Raw genomic sequence first — 25,432 nt, forward strand, 5'->3', positions numbered from 1 at the left:
AATATAAGTGTATCTTACTTCTTACTATCCTGTGCTCCAAAAACCTGCTGTAACAATGATGTTGTACGCAATGCTTTATTTCCACGAATTCCTTCTTCTTTTTCTGCAACCATGTTAAACACACCATTTATTGTTTGTTGTGTTACATAAGCATTCAGATTTGGATCAATTTGGTTACCAGTTAACGTATTGTATTTTGTAATCAAATTATTCCAAACTTTATCCGCACCAACTTTTCCCAAAGAAGCTTCCACTTTTGGTTGAAAAGCCTTTGTTAAATCAGATGTTGTTTTTAGTTTTAAATAATTTGTAGCCGAATTATTTCCTCCTACTAGAATATCTTTCGCATCTGTAATGGTCATCGATGTTACTGCATTTACAAAAATAGGAGCAGCTTCAGAAACAGCATCTTCAGCAGCAGAATTTAATAATTTGATTCCTTTATCTGCCAAAGTTCCCATTCCCAAAGAACGTAAAGTTTTTTCTACATTTTGTAATTCTTCTGGCATCAAGATTTTCGCAACTGAATTATTGTAAAAACCATTTTTTTGACCCAATGTTTTTATTCCGTCCGTTAATCCTAATGACAAAGCTTCTTTTAATCCAGAGGCAACAGTTGCGTTAGATAAACCATTTAACTTTGTTAAGGATTCGGCAGAAATTGTTTTAGTATCAGTTGAACCATTTACAACTTTTATAGAGTCAACTTTTACAGTTGAGGTATTTTCTTTTGATGTAGTTTGAGCGTTAGCTTTTTCGAATTCTTTCTTTAAAGTTCCAAAAATTGATTTCAAATCTTGTGCTTTTGCATTAACGGCAAACGCTGAAATCAATGTTAAACTTAATATGATCTTTTTCATTTAGATTTTTTCTAAAAAATATTTCAGTTGGTTAATTCAATTATCTGACCAAAATTTAAAACTCACTTACAAAATGTAATTTCACTGAAGGAAATTTATCTTGCGTCATTTGAATTGTAAAAGCAGAATCTGCTAAAAATACCAATTGATTAAATTTATCTCTCGCTAAGTAACGTTGTTTAACACGTTTGAATTCTAAGAATTCTTCTGATTTTTCATCTTCAACTTCTACCCAACACGCTTTGTGAACAGAGAAAGGTTCGTAAGTTGCCTTAGCACCATATTCGTGTTCCAAACGATATTGAATTACCTCGTATTGTAACGCACCTACAGTTCCGATAACTTTACGATTATTCATTTCTAAAGTAAACAACTGCGCAACACCTTCGTCCATTAATTGATCAATTCCTTTTTCCAATTGTTTTGCTTTCATTGGATCGTCGTTGTTGATGTAACGGAAATGCTCAGGTGAGAATGAAGGAATTCCTTTGAAACTGAATTTTTCTCCTTCTGTCAGCGTGTCTCCAATTCTGAAATTTCCGGTATCGTGTAAACCGACAATATCTCCAGCAAAAGACTCATCAACGATTTCTTTTTTGTCTGCAAAGAAAGCATTTGGTGCAGCGAATTTCATGTTTTTACCTTGACGAACGTGGAAATAGTTTTTGTTACGTTCAAATTTTCCAGAAACAATTTTGATAAACGCTAAACGGTCGCGGTGTTTTGGATCCATATTAGCATGAATTTTGAACACGAAGCCAGAAAATTTATTTTCATAAGGTTCGACAATTCTCAAATCTGTTTCTTTAGATTGTGGAGTTGGTGCAATATCAACGAAAGCGTCTAACAATTCGCGAACACCAAAATTATTAAGAGCAGAACCAAAAAATACAGGTTGTAAATTTCCGTCCATATATTCTTGCATGTCAAATTCTGGATAAACTCCATCAATTAAATCAATCTCATTACGAAGATTTTCGGCGTAAGTTGTTCCAATTAATGTGTCTAAATCTGGACTTGATAAATCCTCAACTTTCGTTGTTTCAGAAATTTTTTGTTTATTATCTCCAGAAAAAATATTGATGTTTTTCTCCCAAATATTATAAATTCCTTTGAAAGTTGCTCCAATACCAATTGGCCAAGAAAGAGGTGTTACTTGTAAGTCTAACTTTTGTTCAACTTCGTCCATTAAATCAAACGCATCTTTTCCTTCGCGGTCCATTTTGTTAATGAAAACCAACATCGGAATTTTACGCATACGACAAACTTCTACTAATTTGATTGTTTGTTCCTCAACCCCTTTCGCAACGTCGATAACAACAATCGCAGAATCTACAGCAGTTAAGGTACGGAAAGTGTCTTCAGCGAAATCCTTGTGACCAGGCGTATCTAAGATATTAATTTTTTTTCCTTTGTATTCGAAAGCCAAAACAGAAGTTGCAACAGAAATTCCACGTTGACGCTCAATTTCCATGAAATCGGATGTTGCGCCTTTCTTAATCTTATTACTTTTTACAGCTCCAGCCTCTTGAATCGCACCACCAAATAATAACAATTTTTCTGTTAAAGTAGTTTTACCAGCATCGGGATGGGCAATAATACCAAAGGTTTTTCTTTTATTTATTTCTTGTTCTAAAGACATCTTAATCAAATTTTCAGGTTGCAAAGATAGTTTATCTCCGTAAAATTAGAAACATTATGATCAATAGAATATTCTCAACTAAATTGCGTTATTTTAAAATATAGATGATATAGGGCTATGAAAAAGATATTTTACTTTTTATTGTTGATGTTGAGTGGAGTTGTTTGGGGGCAATATCCAGAAATAGAACCTTTAGAAAAAGGTCAATATTTATTTGAAAATTTAAAATTAAAAAAACATCCAGCTTCTTTCGATACAGCATCTACTGACTGCGCTTTCAGTTACGGAGATACATATAAATATTTTTCTTTTAAAGCGAATTTCGATATGGTTTTTGCTTTTGATTTAATTGCTCCATCATCTAATTATCGATTTTTAGTTTGGAAAGTATCTAAAAATTATTTACCAACTGTAATATTTGATAGAGGTTCAACAATAAATCCTGATAGATCTGTGCAAGGAAGTTCAGTAGTAAAAGGAATGAAAGAAGGAATTCAGCTATCTTGTGAATCTATTTTTGAGCTAAGTTCTACAGGGTATGTTAAAGCGTTTGAAGGTTCTGATCTTTTAAAAAAAGATGAAACTATTGTAATAGCAGTTTATGGACCTAATGAAACAGATAATTTTGGAATCAAAATTAATGTAGCAGAAGAAAGAACAATTACAACTTTTAATTATTTATGTTTTGGTAATTTTTATACCTATCAACAAGTTTATGATGCAGTAGTAACAGATGTAAATACTAAACCAAATCCTGTTCCAAATCCTACAATAAAATTATATAGAGATAATACATTAAGTACGGAGGTTACTTTGGGGGCAACATTCAACTCAGATACTACAATCTATGCACAAGTAAAAGATGTAAGTGGAGATACAAAGTATATTTATACAATACCTCTAAAATTTATTCCTGAACATCAATTTAATTTTAAACCTACTATCGAGACTGAATATGCGTGTACACCAACTTATACAATTCCCGATGAAGATGAGTTGTTAAATAAACTTTTCCCTACTGTAGATTCTAATTATTCGATTTCTTCAATTGTTATTGATGGGACAAGTTATACATCAGGTCAAAATGTAAATTTGGCAGTTGGTCAAACCACTTCAATGAAAATAAAAGTTCATTACGGAGGCGGTTGCCCAATTGATTCTCATGAAGTTTCAATTCCTTTAAAACAAGGAAGTCCTGTTCTAAGTTCAATTGAACCAGAAACAACATGTAAGGATGAATATAGAATAAATTTTGATAATATTTATACAAAATTAAATATAAATAAGAACCAATATGATTTAATTGTAACTTTAGGTGGAATTACAATTTTAGATGGAGAATCAACACCGATCACAACAACTAGTCCTTTAAATTATCAAGTCAAAATAAAATCAAAATCTGGTGGAGCTTGTGAAAGTGAACCAGTTAATTTTATCGTTACTAAAACTTCGCCTGCAAATATTCTTCCAGCAGAAATAAAAGATATTTGTTTAGCAGATTTTACTCAAAGCAATATTGATAATGCAATTTCTATAATTCAAAATGGGAATTCATATAATTTAAAATTTTATCAAGAAGATGGTTTAACTGAAATTACAGATTTATTAGCATTTATCAAAACAACTAAAAATGGTAAAATCATTGTAAAAGCCTTAGCTGTTGATAATGGAAATACAATATGTGATACAGATGTTGAGTTAACATTTGAGTTGGATGAATCTAATTTTGAATTAGATAATGATATTCCAACGTTTAATTCTCTTTGTTCTGAAGTTGGTGCTGGACATATTACGACTACTAAAATTGAAGATTATTTAAAAAATTATTTTGGTAGAACAGATATTGTCTTTAATGGAATTGTAGATGAAATACTTCCTGATAATGGTTCAAAAACGATAACTTTTCAAGTAAAAATAAATGGAGAACAATGTTGGTCAGATGAAATGCAATTAACGTTGCAAGTGATTACAAAACCTAATGTTGTATCTGCGATATATTCAGATAAATTCTGCGAAGGAGAAACCTTAACAATTGATGAAAATTTATTGAGAGATAATTTCGGGGCTAATGTATTTGATTATAAAATTTATATTGATGGGAGTGAATATATCCAAGGAAATTCTATTCAAAAAGTATTGCATTTTGGAACAAATACTTCTTTGAATATTTCCGTAGAATTTAAAAATAGATTGAGTGATACATGTTCAACAACAGTAGATTTAACTGTCAATAAAAAACCTGATTTAGTTGTCGATGTAGCTAGCCTTGAAACTTATACATTTACTAACGAAATTATTTACTGTGAAGGTGAAGATGAAAATGCAAAAAATCAAATTGAAGCTATTTTAAAACACATCAATAGTCAAGAGCCAGGTTTAGTTGTAAAATCGACAATTGACGAAATTTTTGCTCAAATTGATTCAAACGAAGGTTTTGTAAATGTAGTTTTTGAGGATCCAAATTATTGTGGAACTGCAACAATCAAATTTTATTTCAAAAGAAATCCTTTGCCAACAATTACAGTTCCAGAAGAAGTAGATCCGTTATGTTTTAATGAATTGTATTCATTAGATTTTACAACGCAAACAGACTATGATAAATACACTTATATTGTAGAAAAAGTAGGAGGAACCAGAATTAATGGAGTCGATAAGTTTGAATTAGATGCAGGAATTTATAACATAACAATAGAGGATAAGATAACAGGTTGTTCGGTTGTAAAAACTTTGGAAGTTAAGAATGCTGAAACTCCAACCATTGATAAAATTACCATTAACGAAAAAAGTATCATTGTTTCGGCGAAAGGAAAAGGTAAATTGGAATACGCTTTATTTGATTCTAAAGGTGATATAATCGTAGATTGGCAAACAAAGAATGAATTAATTATTCCAGATAATATCAAAAATAATAATTTTACAGTAAGAGTAAGATTGAATAATTGCGGAGTTTCGGAGCGTAAAAATGTTATTTACCTTGCTTTGCCAAATGTTGTAACGCCAAATAATGATGGTTTTAATGATATTTGGCAACCAATGACAAAAGATGGTAAAGTTACTGATACATCAAATTCGTACAAATTGATTATTTTTGACCGTTACGGAAAACATATTTTATCACAAGAAGGAATTGGTATAATAGAATGGGATGGAACACATAACGGAAAACCAGTTGCAGACGGAACTTATTGGTATTTATTAGAATCTAATGAAGAATTACAAGTTTTGTATTCAGGCTATATTGTAGTCAAAAGAAAAATCAATTAATTGATTGAAAAATATTTATGAAAAAAATCACACTATTCATATTAACACTATTTTCACTTTCGAAAGTAGAAGCACAACAAGGGTTACCTTTTTACAATCATTATTTGGTGAGCGATAAAATGTTAATTAATCCTTCGTACGCAGGACAAGATCCGAATGTGATTTCTATAACAGGAACGCATCGCAATCAGTGGGACGATTTACCTGAAAGTCCAAGTACACAAACGGCAAGCGCACACGGAATTATTGTCGATCGTTTAGCGGTGGGAATGCAATTTTTTAACGATAGAAATGGAGCGGTTAAAATGTCTGGATTTGGAATTAATGCAGCGTATCACATTCCAATTGATGACAGAGGTTACGATGGTGATGAAATCAATGTGTTTTCGTTTGGAGTAGGTGCGTCGAATGTTTCGCAACGTTTTGATTATTCTAAAATCATTGCAGAAGATCCATATGATCCAGCTTTACAAGAAGATAAATATTCGACCTATTTTGCCAATTTAGGACTATCTTTCAAATACGCAGGTTTCTTTGCAGGAGTTTCCGTTTTGGATATTCCATTGAGTCAAAATGTGTATTATGTGAATAATGTAGAGCCTTTACCAACGTGGTATTACATTAATTTAGGATACAAATGGAATGTTGCTGAAGGTATTGCTTTAGAGCCATCGGTGGTTTATAATTTAAATTCAAATTCAGAACGTCATTTGGATATTAATCTAATGTCGCACATTAGTTTTGGCGATAATAATCAAGGTGTCGATATAGGTGTAGGATACAAGCAAGGGATGGATGCTCAAAATAGTAATCCTCTATTTATTTCGCCTATTCTAAAGTTTAAAGTAGGTTCTTTAAAAGCAGGAATTTCCTACGATATTGGTTTGTCCGATTATCAAGTGGATGGACGTAAGAACGGAATGTTATTTAGTTTAGGTTTCGATTTACAAAATCCTTGGGGAGCAAGATTTGATTAATGATTTAAGTATAAAACACTAAACAATTATACTATGAAATTATCGTTATTACTTTTTATTCTTTCATTCAATATTTATGCACAAAATATTGAAGTTTTGTACGAAAAGTATACAATTTTTGATGCGCAAAAGTCAAATTATTCTATGACTGTAAATGATGTAAAGCTATCAAAATCAGAGGTTGTAAAAAGACTAAATGAACAAATGAAGATTCCAAAAGAATTTAGTTTAATAACCAATAAAGAAATTTCTAATTATAAAGCGTACGAAAAAATTGATAATAATAATGAAGGATCAAGAACAACAAGCTATACATTATCTTCGAATGGAGGAAATGGTGATTTAGTAAAACAATTTGTATCTGGATTTTATTACCATGAAGCTGATGTTTATGGAAAAAAGTTTGTTATAAAGGATACATTGCAAAACTTTAATTGGGTTCTTACGAAAGAAACAAAAACAATAAATGGATTCAATGTTAAAAAAGCTACAGCAAAAATAAAAGATGTTAATTTAACAGCATGGTATGCAGTTGATTTGCCTTATAAAACTGGTCCGGATAAATATCAGGGATTACCAGGGTTAATCTTAGAGGTTGTACAGGTGAATAATGATGATATTAATACTGTGATTTCTTATAAAGCCGTTTCCATAATAGAAAATAAAAAGAATAAATTAGAACTTCCTAAAAAAGGAAAAATTGTTTCATTAGAAGAATATAAAGTCAATTATAAAGAAATTATTGATAAACAGAATGAAATGATTAGTGAGGGGGTTAGTAAAGATTAATAAAAAAACCTTCCATTTCGGAAGGTTTTTTTATGTTTTTATTGTAAGGGTTGTTCTAAATTGTTAATCTGAACTTCACGTTTATAAATATAATAAGGTTGAAGACTTTCGCGCGTCACAATTTTCTGTCCACGTTGTGATCCTACAAATCGCGTAAATCCAGCGCCAATTCCAAAACCAACTTCATTTTTTAGGATATAAATTTCGCGATAAAAAGGATAAACACCATATTTCAAATTCGGAATAGTTGGTAATGCTAAATTTCCTTTATCATCTGCAATGGCTAATATTTTTACCTTTTTTAGGTATTCTTCAACTTTCGGATTTCCTTTGTCGCTCAAAATATTCAAGCCTATAATCCCGATTGCTGTTTTATCTTTTTGCAAATAATCAATCACTTTTTCTGCATCGCCCATTGCATTTACTTTTGCCCCTTTTTCTACTGTTAATTTTAGTTTATCATTTACAGTATTGTAATTGGCAGAGTTTGGATGATCAAAAACAAAGGTCATTTTCGGATCATTTTTATACAAATTATCTTTGATATCTGTAGTCGTAATAGAATTGATTGGATGATCAACAGAAGTAATGAAAACAGTTGCATCCAATGCAATTACAGATGAGATATACTTGGTTGTCGTTTTGTTAAATAAGTGTTGTTCTTGTGCTTTTGTTAACGGTTTACTTACCATTAATAATGGAATTTTACCTTCATAAAAATCTTTGATTGCTTTTTCTTCAATCTCTTCATTTATTGTGATTTTTACATCTGGATAATCAACCATATACATATTTGCCAACGAATTAGCCAAATTTTTAAAACTTGGATCTACAGTCATTGTCAAATTTCCATATTCGTGTAAAGCTCGTTTAACAGGAGTTTTTTGTTCGGCTTTTGTTAATTTTTCTTTGTCTTTACAACTAAAAGTGGAAAAAACAAGAAAGGCTGAAAGTGAAAGTAAACTAATTTTTTTGATCATTTTTATAAGATTTTATTCCACGATATACGCGAAAAGCTCCATAAACAATAAATAAAATCCCCATTAACATCGCGTTTGTATCATCTAATTTGACGATAAAAAACTGATATTTCCAAGTAAAAATTCCGATCAAAAAATAACCGAAACCAATCAATCCGTAAACAATACTCTTATTCATAATTCGCGACGAAGTTACAATTTTATTGTGTTAAGATTGACTTAAAACTTAAATTTTATACGATATATATTCATTTTTAGCTAAGTTTTTTTGAGAAATTATTTCTTAAACAAGATGAAACCATCGCACTTAAAAATAGAATGCAATGGTTTCAGAAAGAAAAGTATGATGAATTATTCTGCTGTTTGAAATTTGACAGGGATAGAGAAAATTAAATTTGCATCAGAACCATCTTCTAATTTGGCAGGTGTTATTTTTTTACCTTTTCGTAGAATTTGTTTATTGATACGTTCTAACGCAGATTTAGCTTCTTTCCCTAAATCTTGATTACTTCCGTTTAATGGTTTTACTTGTGAGATTTCTCCATTTTTGTTTACAATAAATTGCATTTTTGCAACCGCTGAACCAATATTATTTCGAGAAGCAGTTTCGGCAAAATCACTTAATTCTCCACCTAACTCTTTCGAGATTTTATCACTCATACATTTTGTTAAAGCTGCATTTCCTTTTTTGCTCTCACTTTCACAACCAGGATAAATTGCCATTACTGCAGCATTTTTCGCTGTAATTGCAACATCAGGTTTTACAGGTTCTGGAGTTTTTGGTCCTTCTGGAATGTCGGTATTTTGTTTACCTACTTTATTTCCTTCGTCACTTACTTCTCCACCACCAACTTGTCCATTAGATTTATCACCATTTCTATCAAAAACGCCTAAATCTTTTCCTTTCAGTTCGTCAACAGATTTTATAGTTTCTTCAACTTTCGGACTCTCTGTTGGAGTCGGAATAATATGTTTCGCCTGATCTGTTTTCAATTGAATTGTTTTTTCTTCCATCGGTGGATCTTCTTTTGGAGGAATTACAACTTCTTTTTTCTCGATTGGAGGAGTTTCAGGAATATTAATCGGACAAACTATTACACTATTTTCATCAATTGTTGTAGCATTCATCGTTCTATTATTTGCATAAATAGTTCCACCAGTAATTAATGCAACAATACCAATCCCTACAAAAAGAGACTTCATCAAATCTTGGCTTGCAACTTGTCTTAGTTGATACGCACCATATTCTTTGTTTCGATTTTCGAAAAGAATGTCTAAAAAAGCTTTGTTACTCATATCAATATAATTTAAGGTTAATGAATCTTTTTTCTTTATAGATTCATCTTTTTGTAAAAAGGTTGGTTGAGGTTTGAAAAATTTTCGAAAAAAGTTTAATTTTATTGAAAAGTAGATTTTTATGCAGCTACAAATTGATAAAAAATGTAATAAAAATTGGAACGAAATGGCTGATACAAACGCACAACAAAAGTTTTGTGATGTTTGTTCAAAATGTGTTCACGATTTGGATCATTATTCATTCAAAGAATTAAAAACTTTTCTGAATGATAATCCTGCCGCTTGTGTAAAAATTAAAACTAGAAATTTAGAACAGTTTAATTCATACGAAGCTTCAAAATCTATTTCTAATCAATCCAAAAGATGGTTACAACTTTCTTCTTTAGTTGGATTTTTGAGCTTTTCAACTATTACAAAAGCACAAACTGAGAATGATTCGATTATTGTACAAGGAATTATTAATGATGGTAATGGTTTTCCAGAATATGATATTCCTGTGAACCTTAAAAATTCGAAAAATATTGTATATACAAATGAAAATGGTGAGTTTAAAATAAAAGTTCCGAAAAACCAAGATTCTTATACATTAGAATATGGTAGTTTTGGAATTAAAGAATTTACTTTTACAAACCCTTCTGTGTGTCAAAATATAAAAACAGAAACTGGAGATGTTCTTTTAGGTGAAGTTGTTTATCATAAGAAATCACTTTTCTTTAGAAAAATAGGTCGCACAATCACTTGGCCATTTCGACAAATTGGGAAGATTTTTTAGTTCGTCCATATGTTTTTCGTCATTCTTGTCAATTAATTCAAATAAACTTCTCGTTACAATTGGTGCATTTCGTTGATTAAGTTTATCTTTGTTCCTTAAATTTTTAAACAAATGCCAAGAATACTTACAGGAGTTCAAGCTACTGGAACTCCGCACTTAGGAAATATTTTAGGAGCAATTTCTCCAGCAATCGAATTAACGGAGAAAGAAGGAAATGACTCTTTCATTTTTATTGCTGATTTACACGCTTTAACGCAAATTAAAGACGCGGAAGTGTTAAAACAAAATACGTACGAAGTGGCTGCAACTTGGCTGGCATTAGGTTTAGATCCTTCGAAAGTAGTTTTTTACCGTCAATCTGATGTGACTGAAACAACAGAATTAACATGGTATTTATTGAACTTCTTTCCATTTCAACGTCTTACTTTAGCGCATTCTTTCAAGGATAAAGCAGATTATTTAGCAGATGTAAATGCTGGATTATTTACGTATCCAATTTTGATGGCTGCGGATATTTTATTGTATGATGCTGAAGTTGTACCTGTTGGGAAAGATCAATTGCAACATTTAGAAATTACACGTAGTGTTGCCGAAAAATTCAATCACCAAATGGGAGAAAATTTTGTTTTACCACAAGCTGCAATCGACGAAAATATTATGTTGATTCCAGGAACTGATGGAAACAAAATGTCTAAATCAAGAAATAATTTCATCAATATTTTCTTACCAGAAAAACAATTGCGCAAGCAAGTAATGTCGATTGAAACGGATTCAACGCCATTAGAAGATCCAAAAAATCCAGATACAGACAATGTTTTTGCTTTATACAAATTATTGGCAACGCCAGAACAAATAGAGGAAATGCGTCAAAATTATTTGAATGGAGGTTACGGATATGGTCATGCAAAACAGGCTTTATACGAATTGATTTTAGAGAAATATGCTGATGCGCGTACTAAGTTTGATGAATTGATGAATGATAAAGTGACTTTGGATGCATTTTTAGAAAATGGAGCATTGAAAGCAAGAGGTGTTGCACAAAAAGTATTGAAACGTACACGAAACAAATTGGGATTGAAGTAATTTGATCCAATTGTAAGTTGGCGATAAATAATATAACTTAAGCGATTGTTAATATTTATATCGTTCATTATTTGAAGTCATTTTAAATAAGTACCTTTGCAATATAAAATTAGAATCAAATGATTAAGGTTTCAGAATCAGCAAAAAATAAAATAATTTCACTTTTACAAGAAGAAGGAACTTCTATCGAAGAATCTTTTGTTCGTGTAGGAGTTACGAGTGGAGGATGTTCAGGTTTAAACTATAATTTAGAGTTTACGAAAGAACAAAGTGCAGATGACAAATTGTTTGACGACAATGGCGTAAGAATTTTGGTTGACAAAAAATCATTTTTATACCTTGTTGGAATGACATTAGAATATTCAGGAGGATTGAATGGAAAAGGTTTCGTATTCAATAATCCAAATGCATCGCGCACGTGCGGTTGTGGAGAAAGTTTTGCTGTTTAAGATGAAAAAAATAGCTTTATTCGTTACGTTTTTGATTGGTTTTGTTGCTTTTGGACAAAATACAATTGTAGAAAAAGATTTGATGGTTTTTCAACCAACCGAATCTTCAAAAAAATTGAATAAAGCTTATTCAGAACAACTATTTTTCGGTTTGTTTAATGTAAAACCTTTTATAAAAGCGTTGGATTTAGACGAATCAAAAATCAAAACAATCACCATTACCAATGCATCAAACAAAAAAGTTGCGTACAAAGCAAATTATGATGCGACAGGAAATCTTCTTGATTTTGAATTGACAGATGAGGTTGCAACACCAACTAAAGTAAGTTATACGTACAAAGATGGTGTAATTTCTGCCGAAACAATAGCAAGAAAAGGAAGTGAAGTAAAAACAAATCAATTCTTTTATGACCAAGAAAATATGTATGTCAAAAACGGAAATAAACTATTTGATATCATTTGGTTAGAAGGAGATGTGATGTTGAAGAAAACCTATATGGAGCAGAAAATTGGTTTCGAAGATCGATTAATGCACGATTGTAGAATTACAAAATCATTAGGTCAAGACATTAATAAGATTTGTTATAGCAATTCGACATTTCAGGTGCCATTCAAAATAAAAGAATATACACCAGATGTTACGCAAAAAACAGAAAAAATTAATTTGGTAGAAGGACCTTGGTCAGAAATTAAATTATTTGCTCAAAATAAATATCAGATTTCGAAAAATAATCAACCACAATTTGAGGTGATTTTAGATCAAAATCAACGATTAAAAGAATTCAAATTTTTAGGAAATAAAGCTGATAAACAGCAACCTTTACAGTTTAATTTTACCTATACATTTTATAAATAATAAGATGAGTAACACAAAATATACAGAAGACGATCTACGTGAAGATCTTGCTAGCCAAAAGCAATATGAGTTTGGTTGGACGACTGAAATGGAATATGAAGAATTCCCAGTTGGATTGAATGAAGATATCGTGCGTGCTATTTCAGCCAAAAAAGAGGAGCCTGAGTGGATGACGGAATGGCGTTTGGAAGCTTACCGCGCTTGGGTTAAAATGGAAGAACCAGAATGGGCAAACGTAACTTACGAAAAGCCAGATTTTCAGGCTATTCAGTATTATGCAGCTCCAAAACCAAAGAAAGAATTAGCAAGTTTAGACGAAGTTGATCCTGAATTATTAAAGACTTTCGAGAAATTAGGAATTTCTTTAGATGAACAAAAACGTTTGTCTGGAGTTGCGATTGATGTGGTTTTTGATTCAGTTTCAGTAAAAACAACTTTCCGCGAAACATTAGCAGAAAAAGGAATTATTTTTATGTCAATTTCGGAAGCAATTAAAGAACATCCAGAATTGGTGAAAAAATACATTGGTAAAGTAGTTCCGCCAACAGATAACTTTTATGCAGCTTTAAACTCGGCAGTTTTCTCGGACGGATCATTCTGTTATATTCCAAAAGGTGTTCGTTGTCCAATGGAATTATCAACGTATTTCCGTATCAACTCTGCAGGAACAGGACAGTTTGAGCGTACTTTATTAATTGCGGACGAAGGTGCTTATGTTTCGTATTTAGAAGGTTGTACAGCGCCAATGCGTGATGAAAACCAATTACACGCTGCTGTGGTTGAGTTAATCATTATGGATGATGCTGAGATCAAATATTCTACTGTACAAAACTGGTATCCTGGTGATGATAAAGGAAAAGGTGGAGTTTTCAACTTTGTAACAAAACGTGCAGTTTGCGAGAAAAATGCAAAAGTATCGTGGACGCAAGTTGAAACAGGTTCTGCGGTAACATGGAAATATCCATCTTGTATCTTAAAAGGAGATAATTCGGTAGGTGAGTTTTACTCAATTGCGGTAACAAATAATTATCAACAAGCGGATACAGGAACAAAAATGATTCACATCGGTAAGAATACAAAATCGACAATCATTTCAAAAGGTATTTCTGCTGGTAAATCTCAAAACTCTTACCGTGGTTTAGTGAAAGTAATGAAAAATGCCGAAGGAGCACGTAACTTTTCACAATGTGATTCATTGTTGATGGGTAACGAGTGTGGTGCGCATACTTTCCCTTACATTGAAATCGAAAATAAATCGGCTCAATTAGAACACGAAGCAACAACTTCTAAAATTGGTGAAGATCAATTGTTCTATTGTAATCAACGTGGTATCGATACAGAAAAAGCGATTGCATTAATCGTAAATGGATTCAGCCGCGAAGTATTGGATAAATTACCAATGGAATTTGCTGTTGAAGCCAAAAAATTATTAGAAATCTCATTAGAAGGTTCTGTAGGATAGTTATTAGAAACTAGAATTGAGAAGTTAGAAATTAACAATAATAAACAGATATATAGATGGAGGATGCTAAAAATCTGACATCTAATATCAAAATCAAGATAATTAGAAAATTATCACATTAACTAATTTACAAATTAGATTATGTTATTAAATATAAAAGACTTACACGCTCGTATCGAAGAGCGCGAAATTTTAAAAGGTTTAAACCTTCAAATTAATCCAGGTGAAGTTCACGCGATTATGGGACCTAATGGTGCAGGAAAATCAACTTTATCTAACGTTATTACAGGTAAAGAAGATTACGAAGTAACGGATGGTGATATCGAGTTTGACAATGAATCAATCTTAGAATTAGCACCAGAAGAAAGAGCACAAAAAGGAATTTTTATGTCTTTCCAATATCCAATCGAAATTCCTGGAGTTTCTGTAACAAATTTCATCAAAACTTCTATCAACGAAACGCGTAAAGCGCAAGGTTTAGAAGAAATGGGAGCTTCAGAAATGTTAAAAGAAATTCGTGCAAAAGCAGAATTATTAGGAATCAAAAAAGATTTCTTATCTCGTTCACTTAATGAAGGTTTCTCTGGAGGTGAGAAAAAACGTAACGAAATTTTCCAAATGTTAATGTTAAACCCAAAATTAGCGATCTTAGACGAAACTGATTCTGGTTTAGATATTGATGCTTTACGTATTGTTGCGGATGGTGTAAACGAATTCAAAAATGAAAACAATGGAGTGTTAGTAATTACACACTACCAACGTTTATTAGACTATATCGTTCCTGATTTTGTACACGTTTTAGCAGACGGAAAAATCATTAAATCTGGTGGTAAAGAATTAGCTTTAGAATTAGAAGCAAAAGGTTACGACTGGGTAAAAGAAGAAGCAGGAATCTAAACATTTTGTAAAATGTAAAATGTATTAAGTCCAAAGTACTTTTTACTTCTTACATAATACATTAATACAATATCTAAAATGATTGATTTAAAAGAAAATTTAGTTTCTCGTCATTTAGTGTTCAACGAAAAAAATAAAGTGAATAAAGGAATCGAAGGTTTACGTCAAGAAGCTATCGAAATCTTTAATCAAAAAGGTTTTCCGACACGTAAAGACGAAGAATGGAAATATACAAATCTTGCTCCTTTGTTGAAGGTGGATTACAAATTGTTCCCAGAAGACGAAGTTGCAGTAGAGTACAAAGACATCAAGAAATATTTGATTAATGATATTGATACATATACAATCGTATTCATTAACGGAAAATATTCTTCGTTTTTGTCAAATACAACACATGATGAAGCTGATATTTGTGTCTTGTCAAGCGCAATGCATAAAACAACTCATCAAGCTGTAATTGAGAATTATTACGGAAAAATTGCGAAAAAAGACGAAAGTTTAGTTGCTTTAAATACTGCTTTTGCAAAAGATGGAACTTACATTTATATTCCAAATAATGTGATTTTATCTAAGCCAATTCAGATTGTTTATTTCTCAACAGGAGCTTCTCAAGAAGCGATGTATCAACCACGTAATTTGGTTGTAGTTGGAGATAATGCACAAGTTCAAATTATCGAAAGACATCAAACATTAGACGAAAAAGCAAACCTAACAAATGTTGTTTCGGAGGTGAATGTTGGACGTAATTCTGAAATTCATTGGTACAAATTCCAAAATGATTCTAACGATGCTTCTTTAGTTGACAATACATATATCAACCAAGAAAGAGATTCTCGTGCCAATGTATTTACATTTGCTTTTGGAGGAAAAATTGTACGTAACAATTTGAATTTCTTCCAGAATGGAGAAAATTGTAACTCTGTAATGGACGGAATTACTGTGATTGATGGAAAACAACATATCGATCATCATACATTTGTGGAGCATAATTTCCCGAATTGTGAGTCGCACGAATTGTACAAAGGGATTTATGATGAGAAAGCACAAGGTGTTTTCAATGGTAAAATCTATGTACACAAAGAAGCACAAAAATTAAATGCATTCCAACAAAATAATAATGTTTTATTATCTGATGGAGCTTCAATTAATACAAAACCTCAATTAGAGATCTTTGCTGATGATGTAAAATGTTCACATGGATGTACAGTTGGGCAATTAGAAGAAGAATCTTTATTCTATATGCAACAACGTGGTATTCCAAAAAAAGAAGCGAAAGCAATGTTATTGTATGCTTTTGCTGCAGACGCTTTACGACATGTGCAAATTCCACAAATCTCAAATCGAGTAAACGCTATAATTGCAAAAAAATTAGGGGTTAGTTTAGATTTCGAATTATAAAATATAGTTCTGAGTTATACGTAATAAGTTTTAAGTAGAACTTATTTTGAAATATAAAGTAAGTATTTGAAACTATTTTTGAATACTTACTTTTTTATTACACATAGCTCACAACTCATCACTCAAAACTTAAAAAAATGTCAATAGATATTCAACAAATAAGAAGTCAATTTCCAATTTTAGAGAGAGAAGTCAATGGAAAGCCATTGGTTTATTTAGATAATGGTGCAACTTCTCAAAAACCGAAAGTTGTTTTAGATGTTTTGGACGAATATTACGAAAAGTACAATGCAAATGTACACCGTGGAATTCATACATTAAGTCAAGAAGCAACAGATTTGATGGAAGAATCGCGTCGTAAGATTCAGAAATTTATCAATGCGAAACAAGATTACGAAATTATTTTTACGCGTGGAACAACGGAAGGAATTAATTTAGTTTCTAATTCACTTCGTAATATCCTAACAGCGGATGATGAAATTATTATTACCGAAATCGAGCATCATTCTAACATCGTTCCTTGGCAATTGTTGTGTCAGCGAACTGGTGCTAAATTGAAATATATTCCGTTAACTGCAGAAGGTATTTTGGATATTGAGAAGTTGGATGATTTATTGACAGATAAAACCAAATTAGTTTGTGTTAATCAAGTTTCGAATGCTTTAGGTGTTGTAAATCCGATCAAAACTATTATTGAAAAAGCACATGCAAAAGGTGCTTGGGTTTTGATTGATGCGGCGCAATCTGCTCCACATACGGTTATTGATGTACAAGCAATGGATTGTGATTTCTTGGTTTTTTCTGGACACAAAATGTATGGTCCAACTGGAATCGGTATTTTGTATGGAAAAGAAGATATCTTGAATGAATTACCACCTTTCCACGGAGGAGGAGAGATGATAAAAGATGTAACGATGGAAGTTTCGACTTATGCTTGTTTACCTTTCAAATTTGAGGCAGGTACACCAGATATTGCAGGGATTATCGGTCTTGGAGCTGCTGTAGGTTTTATCAATTCTATCGGAATGCAAACGATTCACGATTACGAAAAAGAATTAGTAGATTATACAATTCAGCGTTTATCAGAATTTGATGAAGTGGAGATTTATGCAAAAGATGCAGAACATTCTGGTGCTGTTTCTTTCAACTTAAAATTTGATGGTGTTCATTCATCTGATGTCGGAATGATTTTGGACAAAAAAGGAATTGCTGTTCGTACTGGTCATCATTGTGCACAACCAATTATGCATCATTTCAATATTCCGGGAACGGTACGCGCTTCATTCGCTGTTTATAATACAAAAGAAGAAATAGATACATTTATCGAAGGTCTAAAAACCGCGATTAGAATGTTAGGATAATTCATATTCCAAATTTATTTTGGAACCTTATAAAATAATAAAAGGGAAACGAATTAATCCGTTTCCCTTTTATTTTAAACGCTAAAGAAGTACAATTTCATCAATTATAATTTCTGTAATCGTTTTTTGTTGACCATCTTTATCTTGATAATCTCGGTAAGTCAATTTGCCTTCTATAGCAAGTTGCTTCCCTTTTTCTACATGTTTTTCGATCACATTTACAATTGGTCCATAAGCAACTAAATTGTGCCACGTCGTTTGCTGAACTTTCTCACCTTTGCTATTTGTGTAGCTTTCGTTCGTTGCTAGACTAAATTTTGTAAACTTCTTTTCGTTTTCTAATGTTTTAACATCAGGATTGCTACCAACATTCCCAATTAGCTGAACTTTGTTTCTTAATGTACTCATGGCGATAAATAATTTAAAATTAATGTATGTCCAAATTTAAGAAAATATTTTTAAAACATTCGTTTTTAAGTATTTAACTTTTATAAAACATGTTCTTTATATAATTGATCCAAGGTTTTATCAAGGTTCGTTGTTTTACCAGGATGCGGACGAGAACTTTGGATAGACGAACTTCTGACAGCTGTTAACCAACGAAAACGTTCAGGGGTTTCGAAATTAGATACAGCAGATTCAGGATGAATTCCTTCGGCAATTTTAGACAAAGCATTCAAATTACTGTCAATAAAATCAAGATCTAATTCGTGGCAAAAAGCATTGATTCTACTATCATTAATAAAATATTTTACTTTCAAATAATCTTTTTTCTTCGAAAATAAAATTACTCCAACATTGATAAATTCTTCGCGTTCAACTTTCGGAACTAAACGAAGAATAGCATACTCATATAAGATTTTTTTTGGCATTGTTTGCTTCGTTTATAAAAAGTTCGGTATGTTGTAATCGAGTTTTGATAAATGTTTTGTAGACCGTTCTCATTTCTTCGTGAGTAGAATGTGTAACTTCTGTTTCTAACCATTCGTCAGGAATCAAATCGACAATTTTATCAATGATTTTATCATTCAAAATCGCTTTAAATTCTGCATCAATTTCTTCAAGTTTTGTCGCATTTTTCAGTAAAACATGGTCTTTAATTGGCGTAAAAGGAGCAAGCGCGGCTTTTTCCCAATTGTCCCACGAATGATGAAAATAATAAGATGCACCATGGTCTATCAACCACAATTCTTTGTGCCACATCAACATATTTGTATTGCGAAAAGTACGATCTACATTCGTCAAAAATGCATCTAACCAAACGATTTGCGAAGATAATTTGTCATCAATTTTCATCACAGCAGGATCATAATTGATTGCACCAGACAGATAATGCAAAGCCAAATTAGTTCCTTCGCTAAATTTTAACAAATCCTGAATTTCTTCATCTGCTTCGGATTGACCAAAATATTCGTCCAAATTTGCAAAAACTAATTCAGGAACTTTAAATCCTAAAACACGTGCAATTTCTCCTCCTAACAATTCGGAAATCAACATGCGAGGGCCATGACCAGCACCTTTAAATTTTAAAACATATTTAAAACCGTCATCTGCATCAGCTAGTGCAGGCAAAGAACCACCTTCGCGCAAAGGTTGCAAATATCGTTCAACGGTAACTGTTCTTAACTCAATCTCATTCATTCTCTAAAATTACGATGAAAAATTTAAAATAATTTTCACATTTATAATTTTTAAATATCACTAAACTTATAGACTTTTGAATCTTAAAATTTTTTAAAACAAAAGATAGTTGAGTAAACTTGTAAAATAGGAAGATTTGTAATGCGTAAAAGTATGTTTATCGCTGGATTAATAGCGGTTTTTACTTTGATCGTTGCATTGATTATTCAAGTTTTTACTTCGTATTACATTTATAATTATCAAGGAAATATTCCGTCAGATTATCGTGTGGCAGTTGTCTTTGTTGCAAAAGTGCAAGCTAATGGACAACCAACTCGTTTTTTGGAAGATCGTTTGGATGCTGCAATTCGACTTTACAAAGAGGATCAAGTGGATGTAATTTTACTTTCTGGAGAAAAACTTCACGAGAATTTTAATGAAATTGATGTGATGGAAAAATACTTGTTGGATAGAGGTGTCAAAATTGAAGATACTTATCTCGATGGGGCAGGTTTGGACACGTATAGCACGATTTATAGATTATCAATTTGATAAAGTGATTTTAATTTCTCAATCTTATCATCTCAAAAGAGCGCTTTTCTTAGGAAAAGTTTTCGGATTGGATTGTATTGGATATAATGCGGATAGCGGACCTTATAAAACGGAAGGTAAACAGAGTTTTAGAGAAATTTTAGCGAATATAAAAGCTTTGTTGGATATTGGGAATGAAAGAGCGCCAGAAGTGATTATAGCGCCTAAAAAATAAAAAAAACTCCGCTCAAAATTTTGAGCGGAGTTTTTAGTTTAATATTCTATTAAAGTAACAATATCAGTTGTAAAAGATGTTAATTTATCTTTTCCGTTTAAGAAAGTCAAATCAACAATAAAAGAAAACTGTGTTGTTTTTCCACCACATTTTTCTACTAATTTAGCACAAGCTTCGGCAGTTCCACCAGTTGCTAAAACATCGTCGTGAATTAGAACTCGCGCACCATCTTTGATGTAATTCGAATTTACTTCGATAGTTGCTTGTCCATATTCCAAATCATAAGATTGACTAATTGTTGGAGGAGGTAATTTACCAGCTTTACGAATTAATACAAAAGGAACTTTTAATTTTTGTGCAATCTGAATTCCGTACAAAAATCCACGGCTTTCAATTCCACAAACAATATCCACTTTACCTTTTGCTTTTTCTACAAAAGCGTCTACAATTTCATCCGAAAGTTCAGGATTTAAGAACAATGGAGTAATGTCTTTGTAGACAATTCCTTCTTTTGGAAAATCGATAACGTCTACAATCGTTTGATTGATTTTTTCTTGAAGTGTTGACATTCGTTTTTTAATCATGTTTTGTTAAGGAACAAATTTAATGAGAAATCATTTGCAAGAATTTGTTTTAACGAATAATTAATGATTCTAAATAATATTATAAACCTAAACTTGTCCAAATACGTTCTGGAATACGAACAGGACGACGAGTTTCGGCATCAATACAACATAAAATAGTGTATCCTTGATTAATTATTTTTCCCGCTTCATTATATATATTATAATCAAATCGAATGCGAACACCTTTGTCACGCTCATGAACTGTAGTTTCAATTTCGATTAATTCATCGTACAAAGCGCTACCAATATATTTTGTATGCATTTCGATAATCGGCATCTGAATTCCCATTGCTTCCAATTCGGCATAAGGAAAACCACGTTCACGCATCAATTCTACACGACCAATTTCATAAAACTCTGGATAGTTTCCGTAATAAACCACTTTCATTTGATCGGTGTGTTTATACAGAATACGAGTTTTGGTGCGAAAAACATTTAATTGTTCGGTTTGTTCTATCTTCTCCATAATTTTCTAAAACATCATTTTAATCTTCAAAAGTAGAGAACAAAAAAAAGACTTTATCATTAATTATATAAAAAATGAAAAAGTCTATTCAGTAATTTTTTTGTAATCCATCCAACTAAAAGAAGTTTGCGAAGAATCTTTTTGCTCTTCTTTTAAAAAATCATATTGAATTTGAATAATCGTTTTGAAAGTGGGATTTGCTATTTCATAATAAAAAGTCCTTACATTTTCTTCTTCACCTTGTTCAATTCGTAAAAGAGAAAAATTATTTTTGATGCCCAAATCATTTAAATGATTTTCTACTTTGATAATTGCGAAGTCAATTTTTTCTTGTGTAATTTCCATAGTAATACAAAAATAAGAATTAATAGTTTTATAAGCCAAAATATGTCCGAAAAGATTATCTTTGCAGTACTTTTATTTTGTCTAAAACTACTTATTGATTATTTTGAATTATACAAAGTATTTTTTAATATATCAATACCTAAATCATTTTTTTTATTCAAAATTTGTTCACAATTTTGTAGAGAAGTGTTGATGAAAATTTAACATTGACTTTCAATATTTTACATTAAAACTTAAGCACTTTTGGACAATATTATGACGATAACTGCAAATTCTGTGTGGGAAAAATGCTTGTCTTTTATAAAAGATAACATTGCAGAAGATGCCTTCAATACTTGGTTTGTACCGATACGTCCGGGCAAACTAAATAATAATGTTTTAACAATACAAGTACCAAGTAAATTTTTTTACGAATGGCTAGAGGAACATTATATCAAAATTTTAAAAAGTGCCTTACAAAAAGAATTAGGTTCTGATGCAAAATTGGTATACAGTATTTTGATGGATCAAAAGTCGCAAGGACGTGAACCATTTACGGTACGTATTCCAAGTTCGAACAAAGAAAAACCTCGCCCACAAGAGGTAGAAGCGCCAATTAATTTGCAAGCTGGTAAAATGATGAATCCTTTCGTTATTCCAGGATTGCAAAAATTAAAAATTGATTCGCAATTAAATCATAACTATACATTCAATAATTTTATCGAAGGAGAATCAAATCGATTAGCTCGTGCGGCTGGTCGTGCGATTGCCAAACGCCCAGGAGGGACTTCGTTCAATCCTCTATTCATCTATGGTGGAGTAGGGTTAGGAAAAACTCATTTGGTGCATGCGATAGGTTTAGAAGTAAAAGATTTGCATCCAGATAAAACTGTTTTGTATGTTTCAACTGAGAAATTTACACAACAATTTATAGAAGCTGTAAAAAATAATAATCAAAATGATTTCATTCACTTTTACCAAATGATTGATGTTTTGATTATGGATGATATTCAGTTTTTATCTGGAAAAGCAAAAACGCAAGAAGTTTTCTTCCATATATTTAACCATTTACATCAAAGAGGAAATCAGATCATTTTGACTTCGGATAAATCTCCAGCAGATATTCAAGATATGGAAGATCGATTAATTTCTCGATTCAAATGGGGATTATCAGCCGATTTACAAAATCCTGATTACAATACACGTCTTTCAATTTTGAAACAAAAATTAGAAAACGATGGTATCGAATTTCCTGATGAAGTAATGGATTATATCGCACAAAATATTGATACAAATGTGCGTGAATTAGAAGGTTCATTAAACTCTATTATTGCGCAAGCAACGCTGAATAAACGTGAAATTACGTTAGATTTAACTGCGCGTACGTTATCAAAATTAGTACAAACAGCTCGCAAAGAAATCTCGATTGATTATATTCAGAAAATAGTTTGTGAATACTTTAAAGTGAAGATTGAAGATATTCAGTCTAAAACACGTAAACGTGATGTGGTACAAGCGCGTCAATTGGCGATGTATTTTGCAAAACAATATACAAAAGCGTCTTTGGCAAGTATTGGAACACAAATCGGTAAACGTGATCACGCAACAGTTTTACACGCTTGTAAAACAGTGAAAAATTTACAAGAAACGGATAAGCAATTCCGTGGTTATATCGAAGATATTTCACGTAAAATTGCAGATTAATCTATAAATATTTTTTCAATGAAAATTTTGATGGTTTGTTTAGGTAATATTTGTCGTTCTCCGTTGGCAGAAGGAATTTTACAAACAAAGGTTGGCGAAAATCATTTGGTAGATTCTGCTGGTACGGGTGATTGGCATGTTGGTGAACAACCAGATAGACGCTCGGTTGCGGTTGCTAAAAAATATGGTGTTGATATTTCTGATCAACGTGCCATGCATTTCAATCCAGTTTTTTTCGATGAGTTTGATTTAATCTTTGCAATGGATGAACAGAATTTAATCGATTTGCAAAAATTAACTCGAAACGAAGAAGAGCAAAGCAAAATTAAATTGATCTTGAAAGATGGAATAGGGCAAACGCAAAATGTACCTGATCCTTACTACGATGGTGAAGATGCTTTCGAGCATGTTTACCAATTATTAGATGAAGCCACAGACGGAATCATCAAAAAATACAATCTTTAAAATTATACAATGAAAACGGCTAAAGTTTATTTGATTCCTTCACTTTTAGGTGAAAGCGAACACAGTAGAGTATTGCCTTTATACAATCTTGACGTTATTCGTGGAATTGATACGTTTGTGGTAGAAAACGAAAAATCTGCACGTAAATTTATCAAACAAGTTTGCCCCGAAAAAGTTCAAGCCGATTTAGATATTTACATTCTAAACAAAGATACAGAGCCAGAAGAAATGTTAGATTTGATCAAATTATTGGATCAAAACAAAACGATCGGAATTATTTCCGAAGCTGGTTTACCTGCGGTTGCAGATCCAGGTGCACAGCTGGTAAAAGTTGCGCAACAGAAACGTATTCAGGTTGTGCCTTTGGTTGGTCCATCGTCTATTTTGTTGGCGTTAATGGCTTCTGGAATGAATGGTCAAAACTTTGCTTTTCACGGTTATTTACCAATCGATAAGACCGAACGTAAAAAGAAATTAGCACATTTAGAAGCTGAAAGTTCGAAGACTGGAATTGCTCAAATTTTTATGGAAACGCCTTATCGTAACAATCAAATGGTAGACGATTTAACGAAGATTCTTCGTGCTGAAACTAAGATTTGTGTCGCGTGTCATATTACATTAGAGGACGAAGATATCCGAACATTATCTATTAAAGAATGGAAAAATGAGAAGTATGATTTTCATAAACGTCCTGCTATTTTTGTGATGCAAGCTTAATATAATTATAATTTAAAAAATAATAGATCAACACTTCGTGTTTCTTTTCGCGAGTCGTTTATCCAAAGTAAATAAAATAGCCAACTTAATACTAAGTTGGCTATTTTATTTAATCATTTTTTGTGTCTTGTTGAGTATTAATAAAAAATAACTATCTTAATACAAATTAATTAACCAAAACAATATGCTATGGCAATAAAATTTAACTTAGTAGAAAAACCGCAACCAGGAGTAGCTGGAGGAGGTGTTAAAAATGGTATGCAACCGCAAAAACCGATGGCGAAGCTAGCATTGATGAATTAACAGCGGAAATAGAAAAGTTTTCTGCACTTTCTGAAGCTGATATTCGAGGAGTTATCATTGCGTTAGAAAATGTAATTATTAACCAAATTGTAAATGGAAAAATTGTACGCTTGGACAAGTTAGGTAGTTTTTATCCTAGCTTAAGTAGTGAAGGAGCAGCTAACGAGACTGATTTTAATACCAATTTAATTAAAGGTGCAAAGATTAATTACCGACCAGGTAAACGTATTTCTGATGCATTAAAAATTGCTAAATTTCAGAAGGTAAAGAGAGTGCTGTAAAAAGGAAGCTTCTTTTCGACCAACAAGAAGCTTCCTTTTTACTAATTAGAAGCCTCTCTGTAATCTTCCCTAAA

At 31.8% G+C, this 25,432-nt stretch carries 27 protein-coding genes and 1 pseudogene; 17 read left to right on the top strand and 11 right to left on the bottom strand.

The window, feature by feature from the left end:
• Nucleotides 1-14: 14 nt before the first annotated feature.
• Nucleotides 15-860, bottom strand: coding sequence for a DUF4197 domain-containing protein (locus B4E95_RS01080; RefSeq protein WP_291074507.1), 846 nt, complete (start codon nt 858-860; stop codon nt 15-17).
• Between the two features lie 55 nt (nt 861-915).
• Complete coding sequence (locus B4E95_RS01085; protein WP_291089245.1) at nt 916-2,502, bottom strand: peptide chain release factor 3; 1,587 nt, start codon at nt 2,500-2,502, stop codon at nt 916-918.
• Nucleotides 2,503-2,619: 117 nt separating this feature from the next.
• On the opposite strand from B4E95_RS01085, the gene B4E95_RS01090 reads away from it, so the two are divergent.
• The 3 genes from B4E95_RS01090 to B4E95_RS01100 are packed head-to-tail and all read left to right on the top strand — an operon-like array spanning nt 2,620 to nt 7,532.
• Entirely contained in the window at nt 2,620-5,766 is a 3,147-nt protein-coding gene (locus B4E95_RS01090) for a T9SS type B sorting domain-containing protein (protein ID WP_291089248.1), read from the top strand.
• Between the two features lie 17 nt (nt 5,767-5,783).
• Nucleotides 5,784-6,743: a PorP/SprF family type IX secretion system membrane protein gene (locus B4E95_RS01095; RefSeq protein ID WP_291089251.1), complete on the top strand. Its 960-nt coding sequence runs from the start codon at nt 5,784-5,786 to the stop codon at nt 6,741-6,743.
• A 33-nt stretch (nt 6,744-6,776) separates the two neighbouring features.
• Nucleotides 6,777-7,532, top strand: coding sequence for a GLPGLI family protein (locus B4E95_RS01100; RefSeq protein ID WP_171623325.1), 756 nt, complete (start codon nt 6,777-6,779; stop codon nt 7,530-7,532).
• A 38-nt stretch (nt 7,533-7,570) separates the two neighbouring features.
• Here the strand turns inward: B4E95_RS01100 and B4E95_RS01105 are convergent, their stop codons facing one another.
• The 3 genes from B4E95_RS01105 to B4E95_RS01115 form a co-directional block, all read right to left on the bottom strand.
• Nucleotides 7,571-8,512 carry a PstS family phosphate ABC transporter substrate-binding protein gene (locus B4E95_RS01105; RefSeq protein WP_291089256.1) on the bottom strand — a complete coding sequence of 314 codons (942 nt, stop codon included), beginning with the start codon at nt 8,510-8,512 and terminating at the stop codon, nt 7,571-7,573.
• The gene (locus tag B4E95_RS01110; RefSeq protein ID WP_171623327.1) at nt 8,496-8,690 is read right to left on the bottom strand and encodes a C4-dicarboxylate ABC transporter; all 195 of its coding nucleotides are present in this window, start codon (nt 8,688-8,690) and stop codon (nt 8,496-8,498) included. The genes B4E95_RS01105 and B4E95_RS01110 overlap by 17 nt, the downstream gene beginning before the upstream one ends.
• Before the next feature lie 173 nt (nt 8,691-8,863).
• Nucleotides 8,864-9,808: an energy transducer TonB gene (locus tag B4E95_RS01115; RefSeq protein ID WP_291089260.1), complete on the bottom strand. Its 945-nt coding sequence runs from the start codon at nt 9,806-9,808 to the stop codon at nt 8,864-8,866.
• A gap of 121 nt (nt 9,809-9,929) precedes the next feature.
• On the opposite strand from B4E95_RS01115, the gene B4E95_RS01120 reads away from it, so the two are divergent.
• The 8 genes from B4E95_RS01120 (at nt 9,930) to B4E95_RS01155 (ending at nt 18,086) form a co-directional block, all read left to right on the top strand.
• Complete coding sequence (locus B4E95_RS01120) at nt 9,930-10,580, top strand: carboxypeptidase-like regulatory domain-containing protein (RefSeq protein WP_221854569.1); 651 nt, start codon at nt 9,930-9,932, stop codon at nt 10,578-10,580.
• A gap of 111 nt (nt 10,581-10,691) precedes the next feature.
• Nucleotides 10,692-11,663, top strand: a complete 972-nt coding sequence (gene trpS / locus B4E95_RS01125) for a tryptophan--tRNA ligase (protein ID WP_221854568.1) — start codon at nt 10,692-10,694, stop codon at nt 11,661-11,663.
• Between the two features lie 119 nt (nt 11,664-11,782).
• Nucleotides 11,783-12,112, top strand: a complete 330-nt coding sequence (locus B4E95_RS01130) for a HesB/IscA family protein (protein ID WP_180906272.1) — start codon at nt 11,783-11,785, stop codon at nt 12,110-12,112.
• Between the two features lies 1 nt (nt 12,113).
• Nucleotides 12,114-12,968: a hypothetical protein gene (locus B4E95_RS01135; protein ID WP_291089263.1), complete on the top strand. Its 855-nt coding sequence runs from the start codon at nt 12,114-12,116 to the stop codon at nt 12,966-12,968.
• 4 nt (nt 12,969-12,972) lie between these two features.
• Nucleotides 12,973-14,430, top strand: a complete 1,458-nt coding sequence (sufB, locus tag B4E95_RS01140) for a Fe-S cluster assembly protein SufB (protein ID WP_114999857.1) — start codon at nt 12,973-12,975, stop codon at nt 14,428-14,430.
• A 141-nt stretch (nt 14,431-14,571) separates the two neighbouring features.
• Nucleotides 14,572-15,327, top strand: coding sequence for a Fe-S cluster assembly ATPase SufC (gene sufC / locus B4E95_RS01145; protein ID WP_219035199.1), 756 nt, complete (start codon nt 14,572-14,574; stop codon nt 15,325-15,327).
• Between the two features lie 78 nt (nt 15,328-15,405).
• Complete coding sequence (gene sufD, locus B4E95_RS01150; RefSeq protein ID WP_291074496.1) at nt 15,406-16,725, top strand: Fe-S cluster assembly protein SufD; 1,320 nt, start codon at nt 15,406-15,408, stop codon at nt 16,723-16,725.
• A gap of 137 nt (nt 16,726-16,862) precedes the next feature.
• Nucleotides 16,863-18,086: an aminotransferase class V-fold PLP-dependent enzyme gene (locus tag B4E95_RS01155; RefSeq protein ID WP_291089266.1), complete on the top strand. Its 1,224-nt coding sequence runs from the start codon at nt 16,863-16,865 to the stop codon at nt 18,084-18,086.
• A gap of 81 nt (nt 18,087-18,167) precedes the next feature.
• Here the strand turns inward: B4E95_RS01155 and B4E95_RS01160 are convergent, their stop codons facing one another.
• The 3 genes from B4E95_RS01160 to B4E95_RS01170 all read right to left on the bottom strand — a co-directional run bounded on the left by B4E95_RS01160 (nt 18,168) and on the right by B4E95_RS01170 (nt 19,727).
• A complete protein-coding gene (locus B4E95_RS01160) occupies nt 18,168-18,494 on the bottom strand; it encodes a single-stranded DNA-binding protein (protein WP_125349072.1) in 327 nt (108 codons plus the stop codon).
• 80 nt (nt 18,495-18,574) lie between these two features.
• The gene (locus tag B4E95_RS01165; RefSeq protein WP_291089270.1) at nt 18,575-18,958 is read right to left on the bottom strand and encodes a DUF3037 domain-containing protein; all 384 of its coding nucleotides are present in this window, start codon (nt 18,956-18,958) and stop codon (nt 18,575-18,577) included.
• Nucleotides 18,936-19,727 carry a HipA family kinase gene (locus B4E95_RS01170; RefSeq protein ID WP_291089273.1) on the bottom strand — a complete coding sequence of 264 codons (792 nt, stop codon included), beginning with the start codon at nt 19,725-19,727 and terminating at the stop codon, nt 18,936-18,938. Before B4E95_RS01170 ends, B4E95_RS01165 begins: the two co-directional genes overlap by 23 nt.
• A gap of 141 nt (nt 19,728-19,868) precedes the next feature.
• Between B4E95_RS01170 and B4E95_RS01175 the strand changes: the two genes are divergently transcribed.
• Nucleotides 19,869-20,258, top strand: a complete 390-nt coding sequence (locus B4E95_RS01175) for a SanA/YdcF family protein (RefSeq protein WP_291089275.1) — start codon at nt 19,869-19,871, stop codon at nt 20,256-20,258.
• A 4-nt stretch (nt 20,259-20,262) separates the two neighbouring features.
• Nucleotides 20,263-20,472: a hypothetical protein gene (locus tag B4E95_RS01180; protein WP_291089278.1), complete on the top strand. Its 210-nt coding sequence runs from the start codon at nt 20,263-20,265 to the stop codon at nt 20,470-20,472.
• A gap of 38 nt (nt 20,473-20,510) precedes the next feature.
• Here B4E95_RS01180 and B4E95_RS01185 read toward each other — a convergent pair whose 3' ends face one another.
• From B4E95_RS01185 to B4E95_RS01195, 3 genes are all read right to left on the bottom strand, one after another.
• The gene (locus B4E95_RS01185; protein ID WP_291063341.1) at nt 20,511-21,041 is read right to left on the bottom strand and encodes an adenine phosphoribosyltransferase; all 531 of its coding nucleotides are present in this window, start codon (nt 21,039-21,041) and stop codon (nt 20,511-20,513) included.
• A 94-nt stretch (nt 21,042-21,135) separates the two neighbouring features.
• A complete protein-coding gene (locus B4E95_RS01190) occupies nt 21,136-21,564 on the bottom strand; it encodes an acyl-CoA thioesterase (RefSeq protein WP_286484564.1) in 429 nt (142 codons plus the stop codon).
• Between the two features lie 84 nt (nt 21,565-21,648).
• On the bottom strand, nt 21,649-21,909 hold the full coding sequence (locus B4E95_RS01195) for a hypothetical protein (protein ID WP_114999876.1): 261 nt from the start codon (nt 21,907-21,909) through the stop codon (nt 21,649-21,651).
• 255 nt (nt 21,910-22,164) lie between these two features.
• Between B4E95_RS01195 and dnaA the strand changes: the two genes are divergently transcribed.
• The 4 genes and pseudogenes from dnaA (at nt 22,165) to B4E95_RS01215 (ending at nt 25,358) form a co-directional block, all read left to right on the top strand.
• Nucleotides 22,165-23,592, top strand: coding sequence for a chromosomal replication initiator protein DnaA (gene dnaA / locus B4E95_RS01200; protein WP_291089281.1), 1,428 nt, complete (start codon nt 22,165-22,167; stop codon nt 23,590-23,592).
• Between the two features lie 18 nt (nt 23,593-23,610).
• Complete coding sequence (locus B4E95_RS01205; protein WP_221854564.1) at nt 23,611-24,057, top strand: low molecular weight protein-tyrosine-phosphatase; 447 nt, start codon at nt 23,611-23,613, stop codon at nt 24,055-24,057.
• Nucleotides 24,058-24,066: 9 nt separating this feature from the next.
• On the top strand, nt 24,067-24,774 hold the full coding sequence (locus B4E95_RS01210; protein ID WP_221854563.1) for an SAM-dependent methyltransferase: 708 nt from the start codon (nt 24,067-24,069) through the stop codon (nt 24,772-24,774).
• A 189-nt stretch (nt 24,775-24,963) separates the two neighbouring features.
• A pseudogene (locus B4E95_RS01215) lies at nt 24,964-25,358 on the top strand (HU family DNA-binding protein).
• The last annotated feature ends 74 nt before the right edge of the window (nt 25,359-25,432 follow it).

Origin of the sequence: Empedobacter sp. UBA7494, from assembly GCF_002478465.1 — a bacterium.
Lineage (GTDB): Bacteria > Bacteroidota > Bacteroidia > Flavobacteriales > Weeksellaceae > Empedobacter > Empedobacter falsenii_B.